The organism is Plantactinospora sp. WMMB334 (genome assembly GCF_049179095.1).
Taxonomy (GTDB): domain Bacteria; phylum Actinomycetota; class Actinomycetes; order Mycobacteriales; family Micromonosporaceae; genus Plantactinospora.
Genome location: NZ_JBMHME010000002.1, coordinates 1,621,591 through 1,647,306 on the forward strand (window position 1 = coordinate 1,621,591; position 25,716 = coordinate 1,647,306).

The following is a 25,716-nucleotide window of genomic DNA, read 5'->3' on the forward strand; positions in this document are numbered from 1 at the left end:
GCGGCCCGGCCGATGTCGACACCGGCCGTGGGTCATCCCGGCCCCGGCGCCGTGCCGGTCAGCTCTTCGCTGAGCGTCCACAACCGTACGGCGGCCGCGGCGTCCCCGGCCAGCGGGCCCGGCTCGGCCGGCCTGCACCTGACGAAGTAGCCTCCGGTCACCTCGGCGACCTCGGGGGAGCTGGCGAGGTACAGCGACGTCCTGGCCCCGGTCGCCGGTCCGGGCTGGAAGCGCACGACGAGTCGCACCGCCGCGCCGAGCAGCCCGGTGACGTCCCGGCCGAGCGCGGTACGCACGAAGCCGGGATGCAGACAGTTGGCGGTGACCCCGGTGCCGGCCAGGCGCCTGGCCAGCTCGACGGTGAAGAGGACGTTCAGCAGCTTCGAGAGGGGATAGGCCTGTGCCTGCCCGTCCTGCGTGCCGCGGGCCAGAGCGTCCCAGGGGATCGTCCGGACCTGCTTGTGCGCGGCGGACGAGACCGTGACGACCCGGGCGGGAGCACTGCGTTCCAGCAGCCCGCGCAGCAGGTTCGTCAACAGGAACGGCGCCAGGTGGTTGGTCGCGAAGGTGCTCTCCAACCCGTCGGCGGTCAGCCGGCGGCGCATCGCGATGATGCCGGCGTTGTTCACCAGCACGTCGAGCCGATCGTGCCGGGCCTGGACCTCGCCGGCCAGCCGGCGTACCTCGGCCAGGCTCGACAGGTCGGCGGTCAACGCCTCGACCCGGGCGTCCGGTACCCGCCGGCGGATCTCGTCGCACGCCGTCGCCGCACGTGTCGCGTCGCGGGCGACGACGACCACCGTGGCGCCGAGGGCCGCCAGCCCGGCGGCGGTCTCCCTGCCGATGCCACTTGTGGCACCGGTCACCAGACAGGTCCTGCCCGACATCGTCGTCACGTTGCCCTCCAGGTGGGACGTCCGGTCGCCGATCCCGCACGGGGGGTGTCGTCGATCCCGCACCGGGGTGTCGTCGATCCCGCAGGGGAGTCAGGCGTCGCGTCGGTGTCGACGGTAGCCGTGCCGCGCTCGTCCGGACGCTCCGCTGCTGCCGGTGCCACCCGGAGGCGAGGTACGGTTTCCATGATCGAAGAGCGTGGGCGCCGGTGACAGGTTGCCCGCGCCACGCGCGTGCCGAGCCCCGGATCGGGGCGGAGGACGCCGGCAACGGGCCGGGAGAGGACGCCGGCGACGGGCCGGGAGAGGAGCGACATGGCGCAGCGCAGGGCACTGGTGGTTCGCGGCGGCTGGGAGGGGCACCGGCCGGTCGAGGCGACGGAGCTGTTCATTCCGTTCCTCGAGAGCGGCGGCTATGCCGTACGGGTCGAGGAGTCGACGGAGATCTACGCGGACGCCGCCGAGATGGCCGGCACCGACCTGGTCCTGCAGTGCGTGACGATGTCGCAGATCAGCGCCGAAGAGCTCGCGGGGCTCAGCGCGGCGGTCGTCGCCGGCACCGGCTTCACCGGCTGGCACGGCGGCATCGCGGACTCGTTCCGGGCATCCTCCGACTACCTGCACCTGGTGGGCGGCCAGTTCGCCACCCACCCGGGCAGGGAGCCGTGCGAGCGTCGCGGCGGCGAGGAGGACAACTTCCTGCCGCACAGCGTGCAGATCACCGACCTCGGCCGCGAGCACCCGATCACCGCCGGGATCGAGGACTTCGACCTGGTGACCGAGCAGTACTGGGTGCTGCACGACGACCTGGTCGACGTGCTCGCCACGACGACCCACCCGACCCGGACGTGGCACCCGTGGCACCGGCCGGTCACCTCGCCGGCCATCTGGACCCGGCTCTGGGGGGCCGGGCGCGTGGTCGTGACCACTCCGGGGCACAGCCTCGACGTGTTGGCGCATCCCAGCGTCCGCACCGTCATCGAGAGGGGGATGGTGTGGGCGACCCGCACCGCATCGGAATCGTAGGTCTCGGCGTCATCTCCCGCGCGTACCTGCGGACCCTCGGCGACCATCCCGGGATGAGCATCGCCGCGGTGGCCGACATCGACGCCTCCCGGGCGGTCGCGGTGGCCGCCGCGCTCCCCGGCGCCGAGGCGTCGAGCGTCGAGCGGCTGCTCGACCGCCCGGACGTGCGGACCGTGCTCAACCTGACGACTCCGGCGGCGCACGCCGAGATCTCGCTCGCCGCGATCGGGGCGGGCAAGAACGTGTACGTGGAGAAGCCGCTCGCCGTCACGTTTCCGGAGGGCCGCGTGATAGTCGACCGGGCGGCGGCGGCCGGCGTCCGGCTGGGCTGCGCGCCGGACACCGTCCTCGGCACGGGTACGCAGACGGCGCGCGCCGCGATCGACGGCGGTCTCATCGGGCGCCCGCTCTCCGCCTCGGCCGTGATGGTCACGCCCGGGCACGAACGCTGGCATCCCCAGCCCGACTTCTACTACACCGCCGGTGGTGGTCCACTGCTGGACATGGGGCCGTACTACATCTCCGCCCTCGTCCACCTGCTCGGGCCGGTCCGCGCGGTGACCGGAGCCGCCGCCCGGCTGCGCGCCGAGCGGGTCATCGGCTCGGGTCCGCGCATCGGCCAGCGGATTCCGGTCGAGGTCGACAGCCACGTGACCGGCGTGCTGGAGCACGCGGGCGGTGTCCTCTCCACCATCACGACGAGTTTCGACGGCGTCGCCACGACCGCCGCGCCGATCGAGGTGCACGGCGAGGAGGGCACGCTCGCCGTACCCGATCCGAACCAGTTCGAGGGCGAGTCCCGGCTCTTCGCGCTCGGTGACACCGGATGGCGCACGCTGCCGACGGCTGCGGGCTACGGCGGCGGTGGCCGGGGGATCGGCCTGATCGACCTCGTCACCGCCGACGCGCGGCGCCCGCCGCGGGCCGGCGGCGAGCTGGCGCTGCACGTGCTCGAGACGATGACCGCCCTGCTCCGCGCGGCGGCCGAGGGCCGGCGGATCGAGCTGACCACGGTGGTGGAGCGGCCGGCAGCGGTCCCCATCACGTCGGTCGAGGAGTGGAAGCCGTCCCCGGCGTCCGGGCGCTGAGCGTCGTCCCGCCGGGCCGGCACCCGGGCCGGGGTCCGGACGCTGACCCGCGCAGCGCCCGGACACCGACCCGACGACTCCGATGACGCGGTGGTTCCGATGACGCGGTGGTTCCGATCGCGCGGTGGTGCCGATCGGGTGGTGGTGCCGATCAGGCGGTGCTGAGGTCGCGGCGGCGGAACGCCAGCGTCGCCACCTGCGCGACGGCGGCGGCGCCGAGGGTCAGCAGGAGCACGGCGCCGATGTCGATCTCGTCGAGCGGATACTCGCCGATGTGCTCGAACGGCGACAGCCGTACCGCACCGGCGGGGATGTCGAGGATCGGTGCGAAGAAGCCGACGATCAGCGCATATCCGACGACCACCCAGACGGCCGGCATCGCCCGTGGGACGAGCGCGTAGAGCGCGGCGGCGACGGCGAGGACCAGCCAGACCGCCGGGGTGTGTGCCAGGTGGCCCAACAGGAGGTCGCCGAGGAGGGACGCGTCTCCGGTGCTCGCCGCCGCGCCGACCCCCATCCCGAGACCGGCGACGAAGAGCAGCCACGGCACGCCGGCCGCGGTGACCGCGAGGTGGCTGCCGATCCAGGCGCGTCGGCTGACGGCCGTCGCGAGTACCGGCTCGGTGCGGCCGTCGGTCTCCTCGCCGCGCAGGGTGTGTACCGCGAGTACGGCGTAGATCGCCACGGTCAGCGCCATGGTCAGACCCATCAGCCCGAGGAAGCCGGCGAGCAGGTCCTCGGTGCCGCCCATCACCGCCACCAGATCCTCCGGCGCGTCCGCGAAGCCGTCGAGCATCGGCTGGGTGAACGATCCGTAGGCGAGGCCGCTGACCAGCAGGGCGGCGCTCCAGCCGAGCAGGCTGGCCCGGTGCAGCCGGAAGGCGAGGCTGAGCGGGCCGGCCAGCCAACCGGCGGCGCGCGGGTCACCGGGGCGGGGCGGGATCAGGCCCGCGCCGAAGTCGCGGCGTGCCGACAGTGCGTAGCCGGCGGCGGCGGTGCCCGCCACGAAGGCCAACGAGATCAGCAGCGGCCACCAGCGGTTGTGGACGTACGGCGCGGTCTGCTGGGACCAGCCGATCGGGGAGAGCCAGGAGAGCCAGCCCGGCCCGCTGCCCTGGACCGTCGCCATGTCGCCGAGGCCGCGCAGCAGGAACGCGGCCCCGAGGGCGGTGCCGGCCAGGCCGGCGGCCGCCCTCGGATACTCGGACAGCTGGGCGGTGACCGTCGCGATGCCGGCGAAGGTCAGTGCCGAGACGCCGATGGCGGCGCCGAAGAGCAGCGATCCGGCCAGGTCGTAACCGTTGCCGGCCATCACCGACGTGACCAGCAGCGCCACCAGTACGCCCATCAGGGCGGTGAGGAGCAGCGCGGCGGTGACCTGGGCGTGCCGGCCGACGACGTTGGCCCGCACCAGCTCGGCCCGGCCGGACCGTTCCTCGGCCCGGGTGTGCCGGGTCACGGTCAGCAGCCCCATCAGCGCGGCGCCGACGTACAGGTAGAGGCCGTACTGGCCGGCGAGGAAACGCTCGATGGTCAGCGCGTCGTAGCCGAAGCCGGGCCCGCCGAAGAGGGCACCCGCCGGACTCTCGGAGAAGGCGGTCATCCCCGCCAGGTCCTCCGGCCCTTCGCTGATCCCCTCCAGCGCGGCGACGTAGTACATCATCATCAGGGTCAGCCCGAGGACCCAGGCGGGGAGGCGGATCCGGTCGCGCCGCAGCATGAACCGCAGCAGCGTGCCGGTCCCGCTGACCACGGTGGCACGGGCGGGGCCGGGGTGCGGCGGGCGGCCGGCGGTCGTGGTCGCGGTCGCCATCACGCCGCCCTCCGGGCACCGTAGTGGCGCAGCAGCAACTGCTCGAGGGTCGGCGGGCGGGCGGTCAGGCCCTGGACGCCGAGTTCGCCGAGCCGGCGTACCACGGTGCCGAGGTGCTCGCCGTCGACCTCGAAGCGGACGTGGCCGTTCTCGGTCCGCAGGTCGTGCACGCCGTCGAGACCGGCAAGCTCCTCGCCGGGCCGGTCGGTGATCGCCTCGACCGAGGTACGGGTCAGGTGACGCAGGTCGGTCAGCGAGCCGGTCTCGACGATCCGGCCCTGCCGGATGATCGAGATCTGGTCGGCGAGGACCTCGACCTGGGCGAGGATGTGGCTGGAGAGCAGCACGGTCCGGCCGGCGGCCTTGACCTCGCGGATGCACTCCTGGAAGACGGCTTCCATCAGCGGGTCCAGCCCGGCGGTGGGCTCGTCGAGCAGGAGCAGCTCGACGTCGCTGGCGAGCGCCGCGATCAGGGCCACCTTCTGACGGTTGCCCTTGGAGTAGGTCCGGCCCTTCTTGCTCGGGTCCAGGTCGAACCGCTCGCAGAGCTCGTCCCGGCGTACCGGGTCGGTGCCGCCGCGGAGCCGGGCGAAGAGGTCGATCGCCTCGCCGCCGGTGAGGTTGGGCCAGAGCTCCACGTCGCCGGGGACGTAGGCGAGTCGGCGGTGCAGGGGCACCGCCTCCGTCCACGGGTCGTGGCCGAGCACGCTGGCCTGGCCGGCGTCGGCGCGCAGCAGCCCGAGCAGGATCCGGATGGTGGTGGACTTGCCGGCGCCGTTGGGACCGAGGAAGCCGTGCACGTGGCCGGTCTCCACCCGCAGGTCGAGACCGTCGAGCGCCCTGACCCGGCCGAAGGACTTTTCGAGACGTTGGATGTGGATGGCAGCATTCATGGTGGTCGACCCCGTTCGAGGGAGCCTGTGGACCCGTCGGTCCGCAGGGGAGGAGAAGCGGATGGCGGACCGGCCGGCACGTCGACGTCCGGGGGGCCCGTGGTCCGTGGGAGAGGTGTCGCCGGAGGCGATGGGGCGCAACCGCCCCGCGCGGCCGGGGGGCGTGCTGCTGACTACGCGGCGGCGCTGGCCGCGTTGCCGGCCGGTGGCGGATCCGGGACGTACATCAGGTAGTCGTCAAGCATCGAGCGGTCGATGAAGAGACCCTGGGTGAAGAGTTCCAGGGCGGGGAGGGTGATCTCCTCCACGTACTGCCGGAACAGCTTCTGGAACGGCCCGGGCTCCAGCACCGCCTCGTGCGTGGTGAACCAGAGCACCATGCCACCCACCGCCTGGTAGGTGAGATAGCGGGTGCGGGCGGCCCGGTCGCGGCTCGGTTGGATCACGCCGGCCGCCTCACCGGCGGCGAGGTATTCCTCGGCGTCCGCCGCCAGCTGGGCGAGCAGCGCGCCGGCCAGGTCGCCGCCGGCCTGGAGGCTGCGCAGCAGATAACGCACGAGCGGTGCGAACCGCTCGACCTCGGCCAGTTGGGCCAGCAGCATCGTCGCGGTGCCGTCGGTGAGCGCCTTGGCCTTCTGCTCGCGGACCACCGCCAGGACGTGGTCGTCGCAGGCGCGGCGCAGCCCGTCCTTGGAGCGGAAGTGGTGCACGACCAGGCCGGCGGTGACGCCCGCGTCGGCGGCGATCGACCGCAGTCCGGCGCGGAAGCCGTCGCGGCCGAACCGCTCGATGGCGGCATCGCGGATCCGGTCCGCGGAGGCGATGTCGCCCTCCCGCTCCCCGGCAACCACGTGCGCCGATGCCATGACCGATACATTAAACACTCGTTCAATCCCGCGCAACGCCCTTTGGGACCCTCCTGCGGGCCCGAACCGCAGGTCCGGACGGCCGGCACCCCCGGTCGGAGGACTGTCGCCTCCGCACCGGGGGTGCGGTGGAACGCGCCGGGCGCCGGAGCCACCTGCCGGAGCAGGAGAAGCCACCTGCCGGAGCAGGAGAAGCTACCTGCCGGCGCAGGTCGGGCTCAGTCCCGTGCCCGTGCCGGTGCCCTGGAAGCCGAACTCGGTCGACTGTCCGGCCGGGATGGAGCCGTTGTAGCTGACGTTGGTGAACTGGACCGCACCGCTGTTGCCGCTGCGGTTGGCGTTCCACGCGTTGGTGACACTGACCCCGGACGGCAGCGACATCGCGACCGTCCAGCCGTTGACCGGCGAGGAGCCGGCGGTGACCCGGACGGTGGCGACGAACCCACCCGTCCACTGGTTGACCGAGACCGACGCCGAGCAACCGCCACCGGCCGGCGGCGGAGTGGTCGGAGCCGTCGTCGGCGGGGTGGTGGGCGGGTTGGTCGGCGGGTTCGTGGGACCGGAGGTGGGGGGCGTGGTCGGCGGGTTGGTCGGGCCGTCGGTGAGGGTCGGGGTCTGCCAGTCCCGCCACTCGGCCAGGTTGCCGGCCTTGCGGCTGGAGATCCGGAAGGTGCCCGCCGCGTTGCCGGTCTTCAGCAGGAACTTCTGGAGGTGCTGCTGCAGCGGCGTCCGCCACTCCGACCTGGTGGCGCAGTGGGTGCCGTCCTGGACGTCCGACCAGTAGGTGATGTTGTCACCGGCACCGAGCGCCTTGTAGACCTCCGCGCCGCCCAGCGCCGCCACGCTCCCCGACCTGGCGCCCAGCCAGTCGACGTGCGGGTTGTCCATGATGAACAGGCCGCGCGGCGCGACCATCCCCACCATCTGGTGGGTGTCCACCGGCAGGCCGTTCGGGTTGCCGGTGTAGGAGCTGAACGCGTCACCGAGCCACGGCTGCTCCGAGTAGGCGCTGCTCAGCGGCTGGGCGCCGCTCTCCGAGGCGATCGCCCGGAACGCGCCGACGCCGCCGCTGCCCGACTCGATCGGCATCGTCAGCGCGATGCGCTGGTCGAACACGCCGGTCACGAAGGCGCCCTTGCCGTACCGCGAGCAGCCCGTGACGCCCATCGCGTCGGCCCGGAGGATGTTGCCCCCGGACTGCTCGATGACGTCGATGATCCGGCTCACGCCCCAGGCCCAGGCCATCAGCAGCCCGGTGCTGCTCGACGAGCCGTAGACGCTGTAGAAGGCGCCCTGCTTGTTGTTGCGCGGCGTCCCCTCCCGGCCGACGGCGAAGGGGTCGTAGTTGATGATCGCGACACCGGCGGACCTGATCGTGGAGGTGTCCGCCCCGAGACTGCCGAGGACGACGACGGCCGGGAAGGGGCCGGAACCGCTCGGCAACTGGACGCTCGCCGAGAAGCTGGAGCTGCGGCCCTGGTCCGACACGTTGACGGTGATGCTGCTGCTGGAGACGGTGCCGGTGACGGTCGCCGGCTTCGCGGGCTTCTGGCCGTAGATGGTCCGCTCCGCCAGCTCCCTGGTCTCGGCCCGCCGGCACCGCCAGTCGGCCTTGCTGGTTATCCGCGTACCGTCGATCTTCCGGAACGGGTCGGGGAGCCTGGAGGTGGAGGTCGAGGAGCCGGAGGGTACCGGGCAGTCGGCGCCCTCGTCCTCGACGGACGAGGCGGCCAGCACGCTGCCGGCGGCCTCGGCGGTCGTGGTTCTCGCTACGACGGTCACCGTTCCGGCGACCGCGAGCGCCGCCGTCGCCAGCACGACGACCGTCGAACGGATCGTAGAGCGGCCCGAGCTGGTGATCACTGGGGCTCTCCTTCCGAGGATTGGGTGGTGGGACGACAGCTATTGAAGATCACAGATGTCGACATCGATAAGTTTCGGTCAGCATGCTGAAACATGTCAATGTCGTGACCGAGGTGATCGCCGCCGCCCGCAGCCGTCACGTGGGGTAAGAGCCCGAAACATTTCCGAAAGTGGCATCGGCGGAGGCGCCGCCGTGTCGCCGGGTCGGCACCTGTCCGGCGGGCCGCCATGCCGGAGTCGCCGGCCGGGCCGCCCGGTATCCTTGGCCGCCGCACCCCTGCCCGCGTGGTGCAGGGCGCCGTCTCCGCGACATCCGCCCGAGGCGAGCGCTCCTTCGTCGACCTGGGAGACGGCCCCGTGACCCTGCCCCCGTCCGAACCGCCCGGCGCCCCGGCCGACCGGTCCGGCCCCGGCCCCGGCGCCGACCGGTACAGCCCCGCCGCCGCCGACTGGTTCGGCACCGCAGTCGACGCGTTGCCGGACGACGCCGACGGGAGCGTCCTGATCGGCCGGATCTGGGATCCCGTCGCCGGAGGACCGTCACCGGTGCTGGTCCGGCACCGCGACGTCTTCGACATCGGCACCGAGTACGCCACCGTCAGCGACATCTGCGAGCTGCCGGAGCCGGCCGCGGTGGTCGCCGGGCTCGGCGGCCGGCGGGTCGGCAGCTTCGCCGAGCTGCTCGCGAACACCGGCGCCGCGGTACGCGACCGGGGCCGGCCGTGGCTGCTCGCGCCGGTCGACCTCCAGGCGCTCAAGGCCGCCGGGGTGACCTTCGCGGTCTCGCTGATCGAGCGGGTCATCGAGGAGCGGGCCCGCGGCGACCTGGCGCTCGCGGCGGAGATCCGGCAGCGGATGCTCGTCGACATCGGCACCGAGCTCCGCGACCTCGCACCGGGCTCACCGGAGGCCGCCCGGCTCAAGAGCCTGCTCGTCGACGAGGGGCTGTGGAGCCAGTACCTCGAGGTGAGGATCGGGCCGGACGCCGAGATCTTCACCAAGGGGCAGGTCCTCTCGGCGGTGGGAACCGCCGTGCCGGTCGGGGTGCTCGCGGAGTCGACGTGGAACAACCCCGAGCCGGAGGTGGCCCTCGTCGTGGCGTCGACCGGGCGGATCGTCGGCGCGACCCTCGGCAACGACGTGAACCTGCGGGACGTCGAGGGGCGCTCCGCGCTGCTGCTGCCGAAGGCCAAGGACAACAACGCGTCGTGCGCGCTGGGCCCACTGATCCGGCTCTTCGACGAGCGCTTCGACCTGCGCCGGGTACGCGAGCTGGAGGTCGCACTCCGCATCGAGGGCGCCGACGGCTTCCGGCTGGAGGCGGTCTCGGAGATGACCCGGATGTCGCGTGACCCGCAGGCGCTGGTGCGGCAGCTGCTCGGCCCGCACCACCAGTATCCCGACGGTGCGGTCCTGATGCTCGGCACCATGTTCGCGCCGATCCAGGACCGGGACCACCCGGGCGAGGGGTTCACACACAGGCCGGACGACGTCGTCCGGATAACCTCGCCGGCCCTCGGCACCCTGGTCAACCGCGTCCGGCACGCGGAGGAGTGCGAACCCTGGACTTTCGGGGTACGCGAACTCATGCGCAATCTCGCGACGAGAGGACTGCTGTGAACGTCGTCACCACGGTCGACCCGAGGGACGGTCGGCAACGCGATACCGATCTGCGCCAGACCAGCGACGCGGAACTGAACTCGGCCGCCGCCGCGGCGACCGGGGCCGCCCGATGGCTCGCCGGCCTCGGCCGGAACGGTCGCGCCGACCTGCTCGACGCGGTCGCCGACTCGCTCGAGGCCCGCCGCACCGCGCTGGTCGAGGCGGCCGGATCCGAGACCGGGCTGGCCAGGGCACGCCTCGATGCCGAACTCACCCGGACCAGCGTCCAGTTCCGGATGTTCGGCGAGGTGCTCCGCGACGGCGGGTACGTCGAAGCCGCGATCGACCACGCCGCCGACACGGCGCTCGGCGCGGCTCCGGACGTGCGGCGGATGCTCGTCCCGCTCGGTCCGGTCGCCGTCTTCGGCGCCAGCAACTTCCCGTTCGCCTTCTCCGTCCCCGGCGGCGACACCGCCTCCGCGCTCGCCGCCGGCTGCCCGGTGGTCGTGAAGGCACACCCCTCCCATCCGCTGACCTCGCAGGCGTCCGCGGCGGCGATCGCGGCGGCCGTCGACGGCGCGGGCGGGCCCGACGGCACGGTGGAACTCGTGTACGGCGAGGAGGCCGGCCGGGCGCTCGTGCGGCACCCCGCCATCCGGGCCGCCGCGTTGACCGGCTCGCTCAACGCCGCCCGGGCCATCCAGGCGGCGATCGACGAGCGCCCCGATCCGATCCCCTTCTACGGCGAGCTCAGCAGCATCAACCCGATAGTCGTGCTGCCGGCGGCGGCCGCCGAGCGTCCGGACCAGATCGCCGAGGGCCTCTTCGGCTCCTTCACCGGTTCCGGCGGCCAGCTCTGCACCAAGCCCGGCCTGGCCTTCGTCCCCGCCGACCCGGGCGGCGACCGGCTGGTGGCGGCGCTGCGGGACCGGGTCGCCTCGGCCGGCGGCGCGGTCCTGCTCAACGAGCGGATCCGTGACGCCTTCGTCGTGCGGGAAGCCGAACTCGAGCGAGCCGGTGCCCGGGTCGCGGCACGGCCCGAGATCGCCGCCGGCGACGGCTTCGCCGTGGCGCCGGCACTGCTCGAGGTCGACCTTGCCGGCCTCTCCGCCGACATCGCCGACGAGTGCTTCGGCCCGCTGATGGTCGTGGTCCGCTACGCGGCGGTCGCCGACCTCGACGGGGCACTGGGGACCGTTCCGCCCTCGCTCACCGGCTCCATCCACCTCGCGGCCGAGGACGACCGGGCGGTCGTACGCGGACTGGTCGACCGCCTCGGCGCGAGCTCGGGCCGGATCGTCTTCAACGGCTATCCGACCGGGGTACGCGTCTCCTGGGCCCAGCATCACGGCGGCCCCTGGCCGTCCACCAACTCGCTGCACACCTCGGTCGGCGCCACCTCGATCCGCCGCTTCCTGCGTCCACTGGCCTGGCAGGACGCCCCCGAGTGGCTGCTGCCCGAGGAGTTGCGGGACGACCTCTCCACCATCCCGCGCCGGGTGGACGGGAGGTTGCAGCCGGGCCCGTCCGCCGCCTCGGTCGGCCGCTGACCACCGTCGGCCGCCGACCCGCACGTCCAGTCGCCCGCCGGACACCGTCCGGTCAAGCTTCGAGGTCGGGTCCGGTCGATCACTGGCTCCGAGCCCCGGCACGATGGCATGCTTGGCGTCGGGACGATGCCGGAGGTGTGGCGTGAGTGGAGCAGAGCTGCGGGACGGACCCGGTGACGGCCCCACGGCCGTACGCATACTCGTGGGTGCCCAACTGAGACGCCTGCGCGAGCAGCAGGGCTTGACCAAGGCGGAGGCCGCCGACCCGATCCGTGCCTCGGAGTCGAAGATCACCCGGATGGAGCTGGGACGGGTCGGCTTCAAGGAACGCGACATCCTCGACCTGCTCACGCTCTACGGCGTGCACGACGAGCAGGAGCGGGCAACGTTGCTGGCGCGGGCCCGTGAGGCGAACGCGTCGGTCTGGTGGCACTCCTACAGCGACGTCACGCCGAACTGGTTCCAGCGCTACCTCGGCCTGGAGGCGACGGCGACGCTGATCCGCACCTACGAGGTGCAGTTCGTCCCGGGCCTGCTGCAGACCGAGGAGTACGCGCGGGCGGTGGTGCGCCTCGGCCACGGCTCCGCCCGGGAGGACGAGGTCGCCCGCCGGGTACGGCTGCGGATGGAGCGGCAGCAGGTGCTCACCCGGCCGGATCCGCCGATGCTCTGGGCCGTGGTGGACGAGGCCGCGCTCCGGCGGCCGGTCGGCGGCCCGGAGGTGATGCGCGACCAGCTCGAGGCGCTGATCGGCATCGTCACGAAGATGCCGAACGTCAAGCTCCAGGTGGTCCCGCTCGCCGCCGGTGGGCACGCCGCGGCCGGTGGCGCCTTCAGCATCCTGCGCTTCCCGCAGCCGGAGCTGGCCGACCTGGTCTACATCGAGCAGCTGACCAGCGCGCTCTACCTGGACAAGCGCGAGGATGTCGACTGCTACTTCGAGGCGGTGAACAGGCTGTTCATCGAGGCGGCCCCGCTGAAGGACACCTTCCAGATCCTGGACCGGATCATCCGTGACCTCGACGAGGCGCCGCACTGAGCAGTCCTCTTCCCGGCCGGCGCCGCTACGACGTCGGCACCTGACCGCCGTGCGGCGTGGGGCCGGCGAAGTCCACCGGCCGCAGCATGGCGAGGATGCCGGCGACGAGCAGCAACACGAGCCCGCCGCCGGCCGCGATCGCGGCGAACGGCCCGCCCAGCCCGACCGGCACGTCCTCCGGGTGCGGCGACGGGCCGCCGCCGAGAAACGCGAGCAGCGGTACGCCGCCGAGCAGCCCGAGCGGTCCGAGTAGTCCGAGCGGTCCGCCGCCGGGCCCGGTGCCGCCGCCGGGACCCGGGCGGGGCCTCGCCAGCGCGGCGGCGACCGGACAGAACAGCGTCGCGGCCAGCAGTACCCCGCCGACGACGTCGCTGAAGCGGTGCCAACCGGCGATCATCGTCGCCGCGCCGACGGCGCAGACCCCGACCGCGCCCGGGAGCGCGACCCACCAGCGGGCCGGCACGGGGAGCACGAGGAGGGCGGCGAGCAGCAGCGCCATCGCCGCCGTGACGTGGCCGCTGGGAAAACTGTTGTGCGTCGTCGAGGTCGGCACCGCGAGATCCGGCCGGAGAATCGCCTGCTTGGCGGCGCCCGCGGCGACGACGGCCGCGCCGACCAGGAGGACCCCGGCCAACCCTGCCCACGGCCGCCGGTTCAGCACGCCCAGCAGCAGTACCGCGCCGACCAGCAGCCCCAGTAGCCTCAGGTCACCGAAGCAGGCCAGCACCGCCTTTGCCGGCCCGACCAGGTCGGTCGGTTGCTCGTATCCGCCACCACGTTCGGCCCGGGGAAGCAACCTGCCGTCGAGACTCTGACCGGCGGCGGTGCCGACGAACCCGACGGCGGTCAGCACGAACCCGAGCAGGCAACCGAGCCCGGCCAGGAGCAGTCGCCCGGCGGGTCGCCCCGGTGGCGGCAGTGGCGGCTGCGGCGGCGTCGCGGGCGGATGCGGCGATACCAGGTGCATGAGGCAAGGATGGAGCCTCCGTGTCCGGAAGCTGTGAAGATCCGGTCATGGCGCCGTCGTCATCGCCGGGGGCGCAGCCGCGCCCGCAGCCGTACCCGCAGGTCCCGTCTGGCGGGTCGGGCCGGACGGGTGACGGCCACCGGGGCGGCGATCGCCGGGTCGTTCGTCAGTACGGCGCGGTGCAGGCTCCGCAACTCCTCGCCCGGCCCGACACCGAGCTGGTCGACCAGCACCTCCCGCACCGACTGGTACGTCTCCAGCGCCTCGGCCTGCCGGCCGGACCGGTACAGCGCGACCATCAGCCGACCCCACATCGACTCGCGCAGCGGTTGCTGGGCGGTGAGGTCACGCAGCTGCGGCAGCAGGTCGCCATGCACCCCGGCGGCGAGCAGCAGGTCGATCCGGCGTTCGGTCGCGGCGTACCACTCCTCGGTCAGGCCCGGTGCGTGCTCCGCGACGAGCCATTCGGAACTCACGTCCTGCAACGGCCTGCCGCGCCAGCACGCCAGTGCCCGGTCGAGCAGGTCCAGGGCGGCCGCGGGTTCGGCGTACCGGGCCTCGCAGGCGAGGGCGCGGAACCGGTACACGTCGACGGTGTGCCTGGGCACCGCGAGGGTGTACCCGCCCGCCGCGCTGGAGATCACGTCCGTGCCGAGGTCCTGCCGGACCCGGGTGACGACGGTGGAGAGCGCGCGCCGGGCCAGCGCCGGCGGGTCCTCGCCCCAGAGGTACCTCGCCAGCGTGGCGGTGCTGACGGCCCGCCCCGGCGTGAGCGCCAGCGCGCTGAGCGCCACCTGCCGGCGAGGTGCGGCGACGGCCACCGGCCGGCCGTCCAGGACCACCCGCACCGGACCGAGCAGACCGATCTCCAGGTCACTACCCATCATCCACTCCCCCCTGAGCGACGACGGTTGCGGAAGCGTTACCAGCAGGTCCCGCAGACAGGGCGGGGTTTCCAGTCCGCCGCCACCACCTGGACCACGCGGTCGACCAGCGGATCGTCCGTCGGCAGCGGCCGCACGACCACCGCTGCCGCCAGGTGGTCCCAGACCGCCCGGACGCACGCGACCCGCGCGTCGTAGTCGGTGACGACACAGACCGCGAGGTCCACCGCCCCGTCCGGGACCCGCTTCGCCTCGTGGAACGGCGTGGACCCGACGGGTGCGTACGGGCGGAAGTGCGAGGCGTACAGGAGACCGTTCGAGAAGACGGACTCGTAGACGGCGTACCCGAAACTGGCGGCCGCCTTCGGATCGGCGCAGTCGAGCTGACCCGTCAGGGCGAGGACGTCGCCCTCCTTCTCCTCGGTCACGGTAGCGTCCACGGTGCCCGAGGTGCACGGGATACGCGGCCAGGGATCCGCCGCCAGGGCGGGCCCGGCGGCGGCCACGGCGGCCACCGCGGTGACGAGGGCGGCGACCAGCGCCGCGAGTAGGCGTTTCATCGATCCTCTCCATCAGTGGATTCGGTGCTGTGCGGGCTCGCCGCCTGCATGGCGCCGAGGGCGAGGCCGAGCTGGAAGCGGTTCTCCACGCCGAGCCGGTCCATCAAGGACCGCAGCGCGTACGTGACCGAGCGGGTCGACATGCCGAGCTCCTTCGCGACACCGGTGTCGGTGTGCCCCTGGGCGAGCAGCGCGACGATCGCCTTCTCTCGTGGTGTGAGCACGACCTCGGGTACTCCGTTCCAGCGTGGATCTGTCGCCTCCGTCCAGTGCCGGACGAACAGCGAGACGAGCGAGGCGACCGTTCCCGGATCGACGATCTCCCAGGTACCCTCGTCCAGGCCCAGCGGATCGACGGCGATCAGCACAACGCGGTGGTCGAAGATCATCAGTTTGTGTGGCAGCTCGGACGCCTCGCGGTATTCGCCGCCGAGCCGGGCGAACTCCGTGGCGTGCCGCGACGACCGGTCGCCGTCGGCAGGTGACCGGCCGAGCGAGCGCAGCCGGACCCGGCGCTCGAGCAGGGCGATGTCCATGGGGGCGGCGATCGCCAGGGCGTCGGCGCTGAAGACCGTCTCCGGGTTCATCGCCAGGTGCTCGGTGCGCTCCAGCGCCACCAGTTCGGCGATGCGGCCACGGGTCGTCGCGCGGTCCGGCAGGCGCCGGGCCGGAAGCGGGCGCCGCGCCCCCGGGCGCACCAGGTCGGCCCAGGCCCCGGCAGCGGGGCGGGCCCGCCGCAGTGCCCGCCGTCGCAGCGTCGTGACCGCGACCTCCACCGGCACCGCCTGCCAGCTCACCGCTCCCGCGCCCGGTGCGGGCGACGCGGCGGCCGGCCCGATCAGATCGGCATCCGCCAGCTCGTCGATCGCGGCCCGGACCCGCCGCCCGGCGAGCCCGAGACTGGTCGCGACCGTGCCGGCATCCCGTGAGCCGAAGCTGACCAGGCAGCGGTAGACCAGATCGGCATCGGCGGAGACCCCCCAACGGACGAGCAGCGGCACCGCCCGGCCGACCGCGAGCCCACCCCCGCCCGTCCCCGTCATGGACAACTCCCTCCCCCCTGGGAATCGCTACGCCGCGATACAAACACAGGACGCCACCGATGTCTCGGGCCGGAACGAGCGCACGGCTGATTCGTTGCGTGATCGCGCAATGACGGGGAGCGTGACCACGCCACGACAGAACGCGGATCGCCGCACGAGGCGGGTGGAGGCCGCCGATCGGCCGTTGAACCATCCGCGCGGATTTCCCGTTTCTGTTGTCAGTCGACGTGCCGACCGCACCGCTGGCAGGTCCGGCCGAGCGCGTCACAGGGCCTCCAGGAGAGGATCTTCGGCTTGTCACGGTCCACGCGCTCCGATCACCTGTCCAAGCTGGAGCGGGCGCCCGAACAGGGCGCCCCGGGCCCGGACGGACGCCCGGAAGACGGCCCCCAGCTCAGACCGGCGGTTCCGCCGCCGGCCGCTGTTGCGCCGCCGGCCGCTGTTGCGCCGCCGGCCGCTGTTGCGCCGCCGGCCGCTGTTGCGCCGCCGGCCGCTGTTGCGCCGCCGGCCGCTGTTCCGCCGGTGGCCGCTGTTCCGCCGGGTGACGACGCCGATCTGCCACCGGCTGCCGGCGCCGCTGCGGGGCGCGGAACGCGCAGGCGGATCGCGGCCCGGGTGCTGACGGTGCTGGCGGCCCTGCTCGTGCTGTTCGCGCTCACCGCGCCGAACAGGCCGGACCAGTTCGCGCCGGGCACGCTCGCCCGGCTTCCGGTGGAGGCGCTGCTCGGCGTCGCCCTCCTCCTCGCCCTGCGACCGGCGGCACGCCGGCTGGCGGCCGTACTCGGCGGAGTGACCCTCGGCCTGCTGAGCCTGTTGAAGATCGTGGACATGGGTTTCCACGCGGTGCTCGCCCGGCAGTTCGACCCGGTACTCGACTGGGCCCTCGTCGACGACACCATGTCCTTCCTCACCGACTCGCTCGGCCGGGCCGGAGCGGTCGGGGCCGCGATCGTGGCGGCACTGCTCGCCGTCGCGCTGCTCGTGCTGATGACGCTCGCGGTGCTGCGCCTGACCCGTCTCGTGGCGGAGCACCGTGTGGCCGCCACCCGTACCGTCGTCGCGCTCGGTGCCGCCTGGGTCGCCTGCGCCGTGCTCGGCGTACAGGTCGTGCCGGGAGTGGCGGTGGCGGCCAGGAACACGGCCGGGCTGGCGCACGGGCGGGCACACCAGGTCCGCGACGGGCTGCGCCACCAGCAGGAGTTCACCCGCCAGGTCACGACCGACGCCTTCCGGGACGTTCCCGGCGACCGGATGCTCACCGCCCTGCGCGGCAAGGACGTGCTGCTGGTCTTCGTGGAGAGCTACGGGCGGGACGCGGTCGAGGACCCGGCGATGGCGTCGCAGGTCGGTGCGGTGCTCGACGCCGGCACCCGGCGGATGGCCGCCGCCGGGTTCGCCGCCCGCAGCGCCTTCCTCACCTCACCGACGACGGGCAGCGGCAGTTGGCTCGCCCACTCCACGTTCCTGACCGGCCTCTGGATCGACAACCAGCAGCGGTACCGCAGCATCGTCACGACCGACCGGTTGACCCTGACCGGCGCGTTCCGCCGGGCCGACTGGCGGACGGTGGGCATCATGCCGGGCGTCACCCGGGCCTGGCCGGAGGGAGAGCTGTACGACTACCAGAAGATCTACGACGCCCGGCAGCTCGGATACCAGGGCCCGAAGTTCAGCTGGGCCACCATGCCCGACCAGTACGTCCTGGCCGCCTTCGAACGCTACGAGCACGGCGCACCCGATCCGGCCCCGCTGCTGGCGGGGATCACCCTGGTGTCGAGCCACGCGCCCTGGACGCCGATCCCCCGGCTGGTGGGCTGGGACGAACTCGGCGACGGATCGGTCTTCGCTCCCATGGCCAGGGAGGGCGAGCCGAAGAGCGTGCTCTGGGCCGACCCGGCCAGGGCGCGCGCCGAGTACGCCCGCTCCATCGCGTACTCGCTGGAGAGTCTGATCTCCTTCCTGGAGAGGTACGGCGACGACGACACCGTGGTCGTCTTCCTCGGCGACCACCAGCCCTCGCCGATCATCACCGGCACCGGAGCCGGCCGGGACGTACCGATCACGCTCGTGGCCCGCGACCCGGCCGTGCTGGACCGGATCTCCGGCTGGCGGTGGCAGGAGGGTCTACGCCCCGGCCCGCGGGCGCCGGTCTGGCGGATGGACGCCTTCCGCGACCGCTTCCTCCACGCGTTCGGGCCGACAGCCGCGTCCAGCGGCTGACCGGTCGCCGTCCGGCGGGGCGGGAGGGTCAGGGCTTCTGCGCGACGCCGCCGTATCCGTCGACCGGCTCCGCGTCGGCGTCCTCGGCACGCCACCGCGAGATGGAGACCACCCCCGGCTCCAGCATGGTCAGGCCGTCGAAGCACTGCTCGATCTGGGCCGGACTGCGCAGGACGTACGGGACCGCGCCCGTGTCGTCGTAGCCCTGCTGGGCCTCGTCGAACCCCTCACTGGTGTTGGTGCTGTCCCAGAGGATCAGGTAGCTGCCGCTCGGCACGGCGTCCATCACCCGGGACACGATGGAGCGGACCTCGTCGAAGTCGGCGACGTGACCCAGGACGCCCATGAACATGACCGCGATCGGCTGGGTGAAGTTCAGGATGTTCCGGGCGTCGGCGATGATCTGGTCCGGCTCGTGGAGGTCCGCGTCGACGTAGTCGGTGACGCCCTCCGGCGTGGTGTTGCCGAGCAGGGCGCGGGCGTGGGCCAGCACGAGCGGGTCGTTGTCGACGTAGACGACCCGGGATTCCGGGGCGGCCCGCTGGGCGACCTGGTGGGTGTTGTCCAGGGTCGGCAGGCCGGTGCCGATGTCGAGGAAGTTGCGGATGCCCTTCTCCGTCGCCAGGTGACCGACGGCGCGGATGAGGAACTGCCGTGACTGCCTGGCCAGCGGGACGATGCCCGGGAACTGCTGCAGGTAGGCGTCGCCGGCGGCCCGGTCCGCGGCGAAGTTGTCCTTACCGCCCATCCAGTAGTTCCAGATCCGGGCGGAGTGCGGCACGCCGCTGTCGAGCTTGTCCGACGCGAGCTGGCGTGGCGGCAACGCTTCCTTCGTCACGTGGCCTTCCTTCTGGTCTCCCCATCGAAAACGACCTCTCCACGGTAGAGGGTCGGTCTCCGGTAGGTACATGCCCACGGGCATGTTCTCAGCGTTGCTCCGGTACGACGCCGGTCGGGTCGTATGCCTCGTCGCCGTCCGTGCCGGCCGGGCGGGGCCGGAGCCGCACCCTGGTGATGGCGCGCCGGGAGACCTCGGCGACCTGCGCGGTGAAGGCCGGCAGGTCGACGCTCTCGCCGGGCTCCGTCGGAATGTGGCCGAGACGGGCCAGGAGCAGGCCGGCGACGGTGGTGTAGTCGCCGCCGTGGGGTTCGTCGAGCGCGAGACCGATGTCGGGCAGGTCGTGGATCGGAAACGTGCCGGCCACCAGCAGCGTGCCGTCGGCCTCCCGGACGACCGCCTGGACGTCCCGGTCGGTCTCGTCGTAGATCTCGCCGACGATCTCCTCGATCAGGTCCTCCATGGTGACGATGCCGTCGTTGGCGCCCCGCTCGTCGACCACGACGGCGAACTGCTGACGCTGCTGGCGCATCTGCCGCAGGGCGTCGGTGACCCCGAGCGTCTCGGGCAGGAAGAGCGCCGGCGCGGCGTGCTCGGCGACCGTGCCCGTGTCGTCGAGCAGGTCCCGCAGGTGGACGATGCCGACCACGTCGTCGAGACCACCCCGGGTGACGACCGGGGCCCGGCTGTGGCCGGACTCGGCGAGCAGCCGTCGTGCCTGCGCGGTGGGCAGCCCGGCCTGCAGCGTGACGACCTGGCCGCGCGGTACCAGGATCTCCCGCAGGATCCGGTCGGCGATCTCGAACGCTCCGCTGATGATCGTGCGGTGTTCGGCGGAGAGCCCGCGCTGTGCCGTGACCATGTCCCGCAGTTCCTCGGCGCTGACCTCCTCCGGGCGACCCTCCGGATCGGCGCCGGCCAGCCGGACGACCAGGTTGGTGGCCCTGCTGAGCAGCCACACGACGGGGCGGGAGAGCGCGGCGAGCAGGTCGAGCGGGCGGGCCACCAGCAGCGACCAGCCTTCGGCGCGCTGCATCGCGATCCGCTTCGGGGCGAGCTCGCCGAGGACCAGGCTGACGAAGGTCAGCAGGATCGTCACCACGACGACGGAGCCGGGTTCGGCGGCCGAGCCGAGGAAGTCGAGCGCCGGCACCAGGGGTGCGGCCAGCGAGACGGCCGCCGCGGCCGAGGCGAGGAAGTTGGCCAGGGTGATGTAGATCTGGATGGTGGCGAGGAACCGGTTGGGGTCGCGGGCGAGCCGCGCCAGCACCCGGCCGCCGCGCGACTGGCGCTCCAGCCGTTGCACCTGGCTCTCCCGCAGCGACACCAGCGCCATCTCGCTGCCGGAGAACGCCGCGTTGACCAGCACCAGGAACAGAACCAGTGCCACCTGTAGCCCGTAGCCGTCCACCGACGCCCGGCCTCCTCATCCCGCGGGGTGCGGGCCTCAACCTACCGGTACGCCCGGCTCAGGTGGCGAGCACGATCGTCATGCCGAGATAGGTGGCGAGCAGCAGGCTTCCCTCGAAGCCCAGCCGCCCCCAGCCGCAGGTCTGCCGGACGAGCAGCCCGGCGAGCAGGATGACGGTCATCAGCAGGCCGCTGGTGGTGATGAAGAGGTCCTCGTTGCCGGCGGCGTGGTAGATGGAGCCCGGCCGGTAGGCGATGTCGCCGACCACCAGCGTGATCACGTCGAGGATGTTTCCGCCGAGGACTGCGGCGATGGCGAGGGTGACCGCACCCCGGCGTACGGCGGCGATGGCGGTGACGGTCTCCGGCAGGCCGTTGACGATGCCGAGCAGCACACCGCCGGTGAACCCGGCGGTGAGGCCGGTGGTCTCGACGAGGCTCTCGGCGGCCAGCGACACCCCCCAGCCGCTGGCCGCGACGACCAGGCCGACCAGGGCGAAGCGCCGCCAGAGCGCGGGCATGCGGTAGTTGTCGAGGACGCCGTGTTCCTGCGGCACGTCGGGGCGGGTCTCGGTGGTGCCGACGGCCTGCCACATCGGTCTGGTGCCGGCGGTCCGGATCAGTCGGAGCCCGCCGAGATAGCAGGCGACGAGCGCGATCGAGACCGGATGGATCCCGCCGACGGTGACGTCCGGGCTGTAACTGCCCAGCAGGGCCAGCGCGAGCAGGGCGATCAGCAGGCAGCCGAAGAGCAGGTTCGAGACGGAGGCGGCGGCGTGTTCGAGGTTGACCCGGCGGTAGAAGGCGTCGGCGACCGCGACGGCGGTGGTCTGGGCGGCGATACCGCCGACGGCGTTGCTGTAGCCGAGGTGGGGATGCCCGCCGGCCGCCGTGACCGCGGTGATCACGATGCCGGAGAGCCCGGTCGCGGCCCCGAAGAAGACCACGCCGAAGACGGCCTCGCCCCAGCCGGTCCGGTCCGCCAGCGCGTCGCCGAGGGCGACCAGCCGGATGCTGCCGAGGATCGTGATCAGGCTGGCGACGGCGAAGACGCCGACGGTCGGGCCGAGCGGCCAGGGCGTGGCGGGTAGAAAGCCCAGCATCGGGCGGTTATTCCCGGGTTGCGAGCTTCGAAGCGTGCCGCCGGACCTGTAGATCGTGAGCGGGTCGGGTGGGGGAGCGGGCCGTGCCGGCGGCCGGCGCGGACCGTCACCGGTCCGACCGGTCCAGCCACATCTCGAGGCCGTCGAGGAGCCGTTCCAGCCCGAACATGAAGCTGTCGTCCCAGACCCGCTCCGGGTCGTACGCGGCCGGACCCACCTGCTGCCGCCACTCGTCGTAGTGCGGATGGTCCGGGGCGATCCGCCGCACGTTCGATTCGAGCCTCTCCGCGATCTCGCGCATCGACATGCCGGACTGCCGCATGCTGTTCAGCATCGCCGAGACGGTCGTCGCGGAGCCGATCGCGTGCGCGCTCAGCAGCGAGCTCGCGTGGGCCAGTTCCAGGCCGGTGAAGCCGGCGGCGGTGAGCAGGGCCACCGTGCGGTCGCCGATGCGCATCGCGTTGGGGCCGATGGTCGGCCGCACGCCGAGCAGGCCGATCGCCCACGGGTGGCGCAGCAGCATCGCCCGGATGCCGGTGGCCAGGACCGAGGCGCCGACCCGCCAGCTCGTGTCGCCGACCTCGGGGACGTAGACCTCGCCCATCACCTCGTCGACCGCGAGTTCGAGAAGTTCGTCCTTGTTCGCCACGTACCAGTACACCGAGGTAGCCCCCGCGCCGAGCCGGGTGCCGAGGCGGCGCATGCTGAGCCCGGCCGGTCCCTCGGCGTCCAGCAGTTCGATCGCGGTGCGGACGATCTGCTCCCGGCTCAGCGTGGGCTGTTCGCCCCGGGTCCGGGGCGGGCGCAGCCACACCGAGCTGGTGAACGGGTCCGACTTCGAGGGCATCCACGATCCTTCCGACCCGGTCAGTCTACCGACCGTCGTACGCTGTTCGAGACTGCTGTACGGTGTGCGAGAACTGCGCTGGTCATCCGGCCGCGACCGGCCCCGCCGGTACCCGCGCCCGTGGCGTCGGTCGGGGGCGGTGAGCCGGGTCAGCCGGTGGAGTGGTCCGGCTCGGCGGCCTCCGCCGCGTCGACAAGCCTCGCCAGCGCCCCGGCCAGGGTGGCCAGCCCGCCGGTCGGCGGCCCCCCGGGCTCGACCAGGTAGCCGTCCCGCCGGATCTCCAGCATCAGGGCGCTCACCCGGCGGTCCCGGCCGTAGTGCCGCAGCGGCACGTAGCAGCCCGCGAACGGCGTGTCCACGTCGATCCCGCCGCAGCCGGCGAAGGCCGCCCGGCCGGCCGCCAGCAGCCGACCCGGGGTGTGCACCGGGTCGGTGCCGAGGCAGACCGCCGGGCGGCCGGCACCGCCGATCTCGTACGGCAGCCGGCGGCTCGGATAGGAGTGCACGTCCAGGATGGTCACCCGGCCCCGCGCGGCCAACCGGGCGTCCACGAGGTCGGCCACGGCCAGGGCGTAGGGCCGGTACCAGCGTGCCAGCAGCTCCTCCTCCGCCACCGGGTTGTCGGCGCGCAGCCGGGAACCGTCGCTGGTCCGGGTGTAGACGGCGGCCATTCCGACCGCCCGCATCGGCTCGCGCTCGTCCGGAAAGCGTTCGGGGTCGACGACCAGCCGGGAGAGCAGGTTCACGAACGTCCACGGTCTGCGCCCGGCGAGCGCGGCGGCCCCGGCCGCGATCCGGTCGGTGTGCGCGTCGGTCATCCTGGCCAGCTCGGCGGCGAGGGCGGCATCGTCCAGCAGCAACCCGCGGCGTACCTCCGGCGGGACCAGCCGGCCGGCATGCGGCACGTGCAGCAGGACGCCGCTGTCGGCGGCGCCCGGCACGACCCGGAATCCGGCCACCGGCTCCGGCCCGCTCCGCCGCACCCCGTCCCCGTCCTGCCGCCCGCCTGTCGTCGCGGACGCTAGCACGGCGCGGTACCGGCCCGGCGCCGGTGGCCAGAGCCGCGCCTGCGCGGCGGCCGTTCCGCGCGGCGTCGGCGCCGGGCGGGAGAGGTTCCGACAGATGTACGTTGTTCGATCGAGAGCCCGGCTCGTAACCTACCCACGCCCCTGACCGGCGACGAAGGAGTGGGTATGGGTCGGATCAACAGGATCTGGCGGGTCGGACTCGCGGTGCTTCCGGTGGCGGTGGTCGCCGTGCTGGGCGCCGCGCCACCGGCGCTCGCCCGGCAGGCACCGTCGATCGTGGTCGGTGACGGCGTGACCCAGCCGGTCTTCGGCTACGCCGACGCCATCCGGGAACGGCTCTTCATCGACTCCACGTTCGACAGCGACAGCGACGGCCTGCGCGACATCATCGCCTTCGACCTGATCCGACCGAAGGCCACGGCCGACGGGCTCAAGGTGCCGGTCATCATGGACGCCAGCCCGTACTACTCGACGATCTGTCGCGGCAACGAGTCCGAGTGCAAGGTGGACATGGACGGCGACGGCCTGCTCGACAAGTGGCCGCTCTTCTACGACAACTACTTCGTGCCGCGTGGCTACGCGGTGATCCTGCTGGACATGGTCGGCACCAACAACTCGACCGGCTGCCCGACCACCAACGCCAACCAGGACAACCTCAGCGCCAAGCAGGCGGTGAACTGGCTCAACGGCCGGGCCACCGCGCGGAACGCCGCCGGGCAGGTGGTCGAGGCGGACTGGCACAACGGTCGTACCGGGATGATCGGCAAGTCGTACGACGGCTCGCTTGCCATGGCGACGGCGGTGACCGGCGTGAAGGGCCTGACCACGATCGTGCCGATCAGCGGCCCGACGGAATACTACGACTACGTACGCAGCAACGGCGTGGTCACCCGGGGCAACAGCTATGTGGCCTACCTGGCGAACGCGGTGACGAACCCGGAGCGGCGGGACTACTGCAAGCCGGTCCGGGACGCGATGGCCGCCGCCGACGGCGACGAGACGGGCGACTACTCGCCGTTCTGGGGCGAGCGCAGCTACGTCAAGCGGGCGGACCGGGTCAAGGCCAGCGTCCTGCTCTACCACGGTCTCAACGACGACAACGTGCGGCCGGACCACTTCAGCAAGTTCTGGTACGAGTTGGCCGCCAACGACGTGCCGCGCAAGCTCTGGCTCTCCCAGGAGGGCCACGTCGACCCCTTCGACTCGCGCCGGTCGGTCTGGGTGGCGACGCTGCACCGCTGGTTCGACTACTGGCTGCACCAGGTGCCGAACGGGATCATGGACGAGCCCCGGGTCGACCTGGAGCGCTCCGCCGACGTGTGGGAGACGCACGCGGACTGGCCGATCCCGGGTAGCACCGAAACCGAGGTCTTCCTCCAGCCCGGCAGCGGCGGCGCGGGCGGCCTCAAGCTGGTGCCGGTGCAGAAGGCGGTCACCCAGACCTTCGCGGACGACCCGGCACAGAGCCAGAACACCATGATCCTCGACCCGGAGACCGTCCGGCCGAGCCGGTTGGCGTACCTGTCGGAGCCGCTGCGCGCCCCGGTGCACGTCTCCGGTACGCCGGTGCTGAAGCTGCGGGCCGCCGTCGACAAGACCGACACGAACCTCGGGGTGATCCTTGTCGACTACGGCACCGCCGAACGGGTCGCGCACCGGGCGTCGGGGGAGGGCATCGTCACCCTGCAGACCCAGGACTGCTGGGGTGAGACCAGCCCGACCGATGACGGCTGCTACCGGCAGACCGCCAAGCGGGTGGTCACCGCCGACCTCGAACTGGTCACCAAGGGCATCCTGGACGCGCAGAACCGGCAGTCGCTGCGCCGGGCCACCCCGCTGGTCCCGGGGCAGCGCTACAACTTCGAGTTTCCGCTGCTGCCGGAGGACTACGTCTTCCAGCCCGGCCACCGGATCGGCGTGATCGTGGTGGGCAGCTATCCGCAGTACTCCAGCGAGGTCGATCCGAACCGGGCCACCATCGACGTGGCGCTGAAGACCAGCCACATCGTCCTGCCGATCGTCGGCGGCACTCCCGCCGCGCACGCCGCCGGGCTCTGATCCGGATCCCCCGGCGGCCGTTCGCGGGACGACCGCCGGGGGTCGGCGCACCGTGGCCGGGCGGAAACGACCGGCCACGGGCTCTGCGCGGGGTCGCCGCCAGGTGTATGCTCCGCCGGTTGAGC

At 72.8% G+C, this 25,716-nt stretch carries 21 protein-coding genes; 7 read left to right on the forward strand and 14 right to left on the reverse strand.

Going from position 1 to position 25,716, the window contains the following annotated elements; all coding sequences use genetic code 11:
• Nucleotides 1-32: 32 nt before the first annotated feature.
• Nucleotides 33-887, reverse strand: coding sequence for an SDR family NAD(P)-dependent oxidoreductase (locus ACN27G_RS07060; protein WP_421497261.1), 855 nt, complete (start codon nucleotides 885-887; stop codon nucleotides 33-35).
• A gap of 321 nt (nucleotides 888-1,208) precedes the next feature.
• Here ACN27G_RS07060 and ACN27G_RS07065 point away from each other — a divergent pair, with 321 nt between their 5' ends.
• Nucleotides 1,209-1,919 carry a ThuA domain-containing protein gene (locus ACN27G_RS07065; RefSeq protein WP_421491969.1) on the forward strand — a complete coding sequence of 237 codons (711 nt, stop codon included), beginning with the start codon at nucleotides 1,209-1,211 and terminating at the stop codon, nucleotides 1,917-1,919.
• Nucleotides 1,889-3,007, forward strand: coding sequence for a Gfo/Idh/MocA family protein (locus tag ACN27G_RS07070; RefSeq protein WP_421491970.1), 1,119 nt, complete (start codon nucleotides 1,889-1,891; stop codon nucleotides 3,005-3,007). The genes ACN27G_RS07065 and ACN27G_RS07070 overlap by 31 nt, the downstream gene beginning before the upstream one ends.
• Nucleotides 3,008-3,158: 151 nt before the next feature.
• On the opposite strand, the gene ACN27G_RS07075 is transcribed toward ACN27G_RS07070, so the two are convergent.
• From ACN27G_RS07075 to ACN27G_RS07090, 4 genes are all read right to left on the reverse strand, one after another.
• On the reverse strand, nucleotides 3,159-4,820 hold the full coding sequence (locus ACN27G_RS07075) for an ABC transporter permease (RefSeq protein WP_421491971.1): 1,662 nt from the start codon (nucleotides 4,818-4,820) through the stop codon (nucleotides 3,159-3,161).
• Nucleotides 4,820-5,713, reverse strand: a complete 894-nt coding sequence (locus tag ACN27G_RS07080; protein ID WP_421491972.1) for an ATP-binding cassette domain-containing protein — start codon at nucleotides 5,711-5,713, stop codon at nucleotides 4,820-4,822. The genes ACN27G_RS07075 and ACN27G_RS07080 overlap by 1 nt, the downstream gene beginning before the upstream one ends.
• A gap of 173 nt (nucleotides 5,714-5,886) precedes the next feature.
• A complete protein-coding gene (locus tag ACN27G_RS07085; RefSeq protein WP_421491973.1) occupies nucleotides 5,887-6,579 on the reverse strand; it encodes a TetR family transcriptional regulator in 693 nt (230 codons plus the stop codon).
• Nucleotides 6,580-6,774: 195 nt separating this feature from the next.
• On the reverse strand, nucleotides 6,775-8,442 hold the full coding sequence (locus ACN27G_RS07090) for a cellulose binding domain-containing protein (RefSeq protein ID WP_421491974.1): 1,668 nt from the start codon (nucleotides 8,440-8,442) through the stop codon (nucleotides 6,775-6,777).
• Between the two features lie 357 nt (nucleotides 8,443-8,799).
• Here ACN27G_RS07090 and ACN27G_RS07095 point away from each other — a divergent pair, with 357 nt between their 5' ends.
• The 3 genes from ACN27G_RS07095 to ACN27G_RS07105 all read left to right on the forward strand — a co-directional run bounded on the left by ACN27G_RS07095 (nucleotide 8,800) and on the right by ACN27G_RS07105 (nucleotide 12,633).
• Nucleotides 8,800-10,062 (forward strand): fumarylacetoacetate hydrolase family protein, encoded by a 1,263-nt coding sequence (locus ACN27G_RS07095; RefSeq protein WP_421491975.1) that lies wholly within the window; start codon nucleotides 8,800-8,802, stop codon nucleotides 10,060-10,062.
• Entirely contained in the window at nucleotides 10,059-11,594 is a 1,536-nt protein-coding gene (locus ACN27G_RS07100; protein WP_421491976.1) for an aldehyde dehydrogenase (NADP(+)), read from the forward strand. Before ACN27G_RS07095 ends, ACN27G_RS07100 begins: the two co-directional genes overlap by 4 nt.
• Before the next feature lie 142 nt (nucleotides 11,595-11,736).
• Nucleotides 11,737-12,633, forward strand: a complete 897-nt coding sequence (locus ACN27G_RS07105; RefSeq protein WP_421491977.1) for a helix-turn-helix domain-containing protein — start codon at nucleotides 11,737-11,739, stop codon at nucleotides 12,631-12,633.
• A 25-nt stretch (nucleotides 12,634-12,658) separates the two neighbouring features.
• On the opposite strand, the gene ACN27G_RS07110 is transcribed toward ACN27G_RS07105, so the two are convergent.
• The 4 genes from ACN27G_RS07110 to ACN27G_RS07125 are packed head-to-tail and all read right to left on the reverse strand — an operon-like array spanning nucleotide 12,659 to nucleotide 16,087.
• Entirely contained in the window at nucleotides 12,659-13,600 is a 942-nt protein-coding gene (locus ACN27G_RS07110; protein WP_421491978.1) for a phosphatase PAP2 family protein, read from the reverse strand.
• A gap of 59 nt (nucleotides 13,601-13,659) precedes the next feature.
• Entirely contained in the window at nucleotides 13,660-14,484 is an 825-nt protein-coding gene (locus ACN27G_RS07115) for an AfsR/SARP family transcriptional regulator (RefSeq protein ID WP_421491979.1), read from the reverse strand.
• Nucleotides 14,485-14,522: 38 nt separating this feature from the next.
• Nucleotides 14,523-15,044 (reverse strand): hypothetical protein, encoded by a 522-nt coding sequence (locus tag ACN27G_RS07120; protein ID WP_421491980.1) that lies wholly within the window; start codon nucleotides 15,042-15,044, stop codon nucleotides 14,523-14,525.
• Nucleotides 15,041-16,087, reverse strand: coding sequence for a helix-turn-helix transcriptional regulator (locus tag ACN27G_RS07125; protein WP_421491981.1), 1,047 nt, complete (start codon nucleotides 16,085-16,087; stop codon nucleotides 15,041-15,043). Before ACN27G_RS07125 ends, ACN27G_RS07120 begins: the two co-directional genes overlap by 4 nt.
• 522 nt (nucleotides 16,088-16,609) lie before the next feature.
• On the opposite strand from ACN27G_RS07125, the gene ACN27G_RS07130 reads away from it, so the two are divergent.
• The gene (locus ACN27G_RS07130; RefSeq protein WP_421491982.1) at nucleotides 16,610-18,307 is read left to right on the forward strand and encodes a sulfatase-like hydrolase/transferase; all 1,698 of its coding nucleotides are present in this window, start codon (nucleotides 16,610-16,612) and stop codon (nucleotides 18,305-18,307) included.
• Between the two features lie 28 nt (nucleotides 18,308-18,335).
• Here the strand turns inward: ACN27G_RS07130 and ACN27G_RS07135 are convergent, their stop codons facing one another.
• From ACN27G_RS07135 to ACN27G_RS07155, 5 genes are all read right to left on the reverse strand, one after another.
• A complete protein-coding gene (locus ACN27G_RS07135) occupies nucleotides 18,336-19,145 on the reverse strand; it encodes an SAM-dependent methyltransferase (RefSeq protein WP_421491983.1) in 810 nt (269 codons plus the stop codon).
• 88 nt (nucleotides 19,146-19,233) lie between these two features.
• The gene (locus ACN27G_RS07140; protein ID WP_421491984.1) at nucleotides 19,234-20,556 is read right to left on the reverse strand and encodes a hemolysin family protein; all 1,323 of its coding nucleotides are present in this window, start codon (nucleotides 20,554-20,556) and stop codon (nucleotides 19,234-19,236) included.
• Nucleotides 20,557-20,614: 58 nt separating this feature from the next.
• Nucleotides 20,615-21,658 (reverse strand): sodium:calcium antiporter, encoded by a 1,044-nt coding sequence (locus ACN27G_RS07145; RefSeq protein ID WP_421491985.1) that lies wholly within the window; start codon nucleotides 21,656-21,658, stop codon nucleotides 20,615-20,617.
• Nucleotides 21,659-21,764: 106 nt separating this feature from the next.
• Entirely contained in the window at nucleotides 21,765-22,505 is a 741-nt protein-coding gene (locus tag ACN27G_RS07150; RefSeq protein WP_421491986.1) for a TetR/AcrR family transcriptional regulator, read from the reverse strand.
• A gap of 149 nt (nucleotides 22,506-22,654) precedes the next feature.
• Nucleotides 22,655-23,488: an N-formylglutamate amidohydrolase gene (locus tag ACN27G_RS07155; RefSeq protein WP_421491987.1), complete on the reverse strand. Its 834-nt coding sequence runs from the start codon at nucleotides 23,486-23,488 to the stop codon at nucleotides 22,655-22,657.
• A 210-nt stretch (nucleotides 23,489-23,698) separates the two neighbouring features.
• On the opposite strand from ACN27G_RS07155, the gene ACN27G_RS07160 reads away from it, so the two are divergent.
• On the forward strand, nucleotides 23,699-25,591 hold the full coding sequence (locus ACN27G_RS07160; RefSeq protein WP_421491988.1) for a CocE/NonD family hydrolase: 1,893 nt from the start codon (nucleotides 23,699-23,701) through the stop codon (nucleotides 25,589-25,591).
• Nucleotides 25,592-25,716 lie beyond the last annotated feature (125 nt).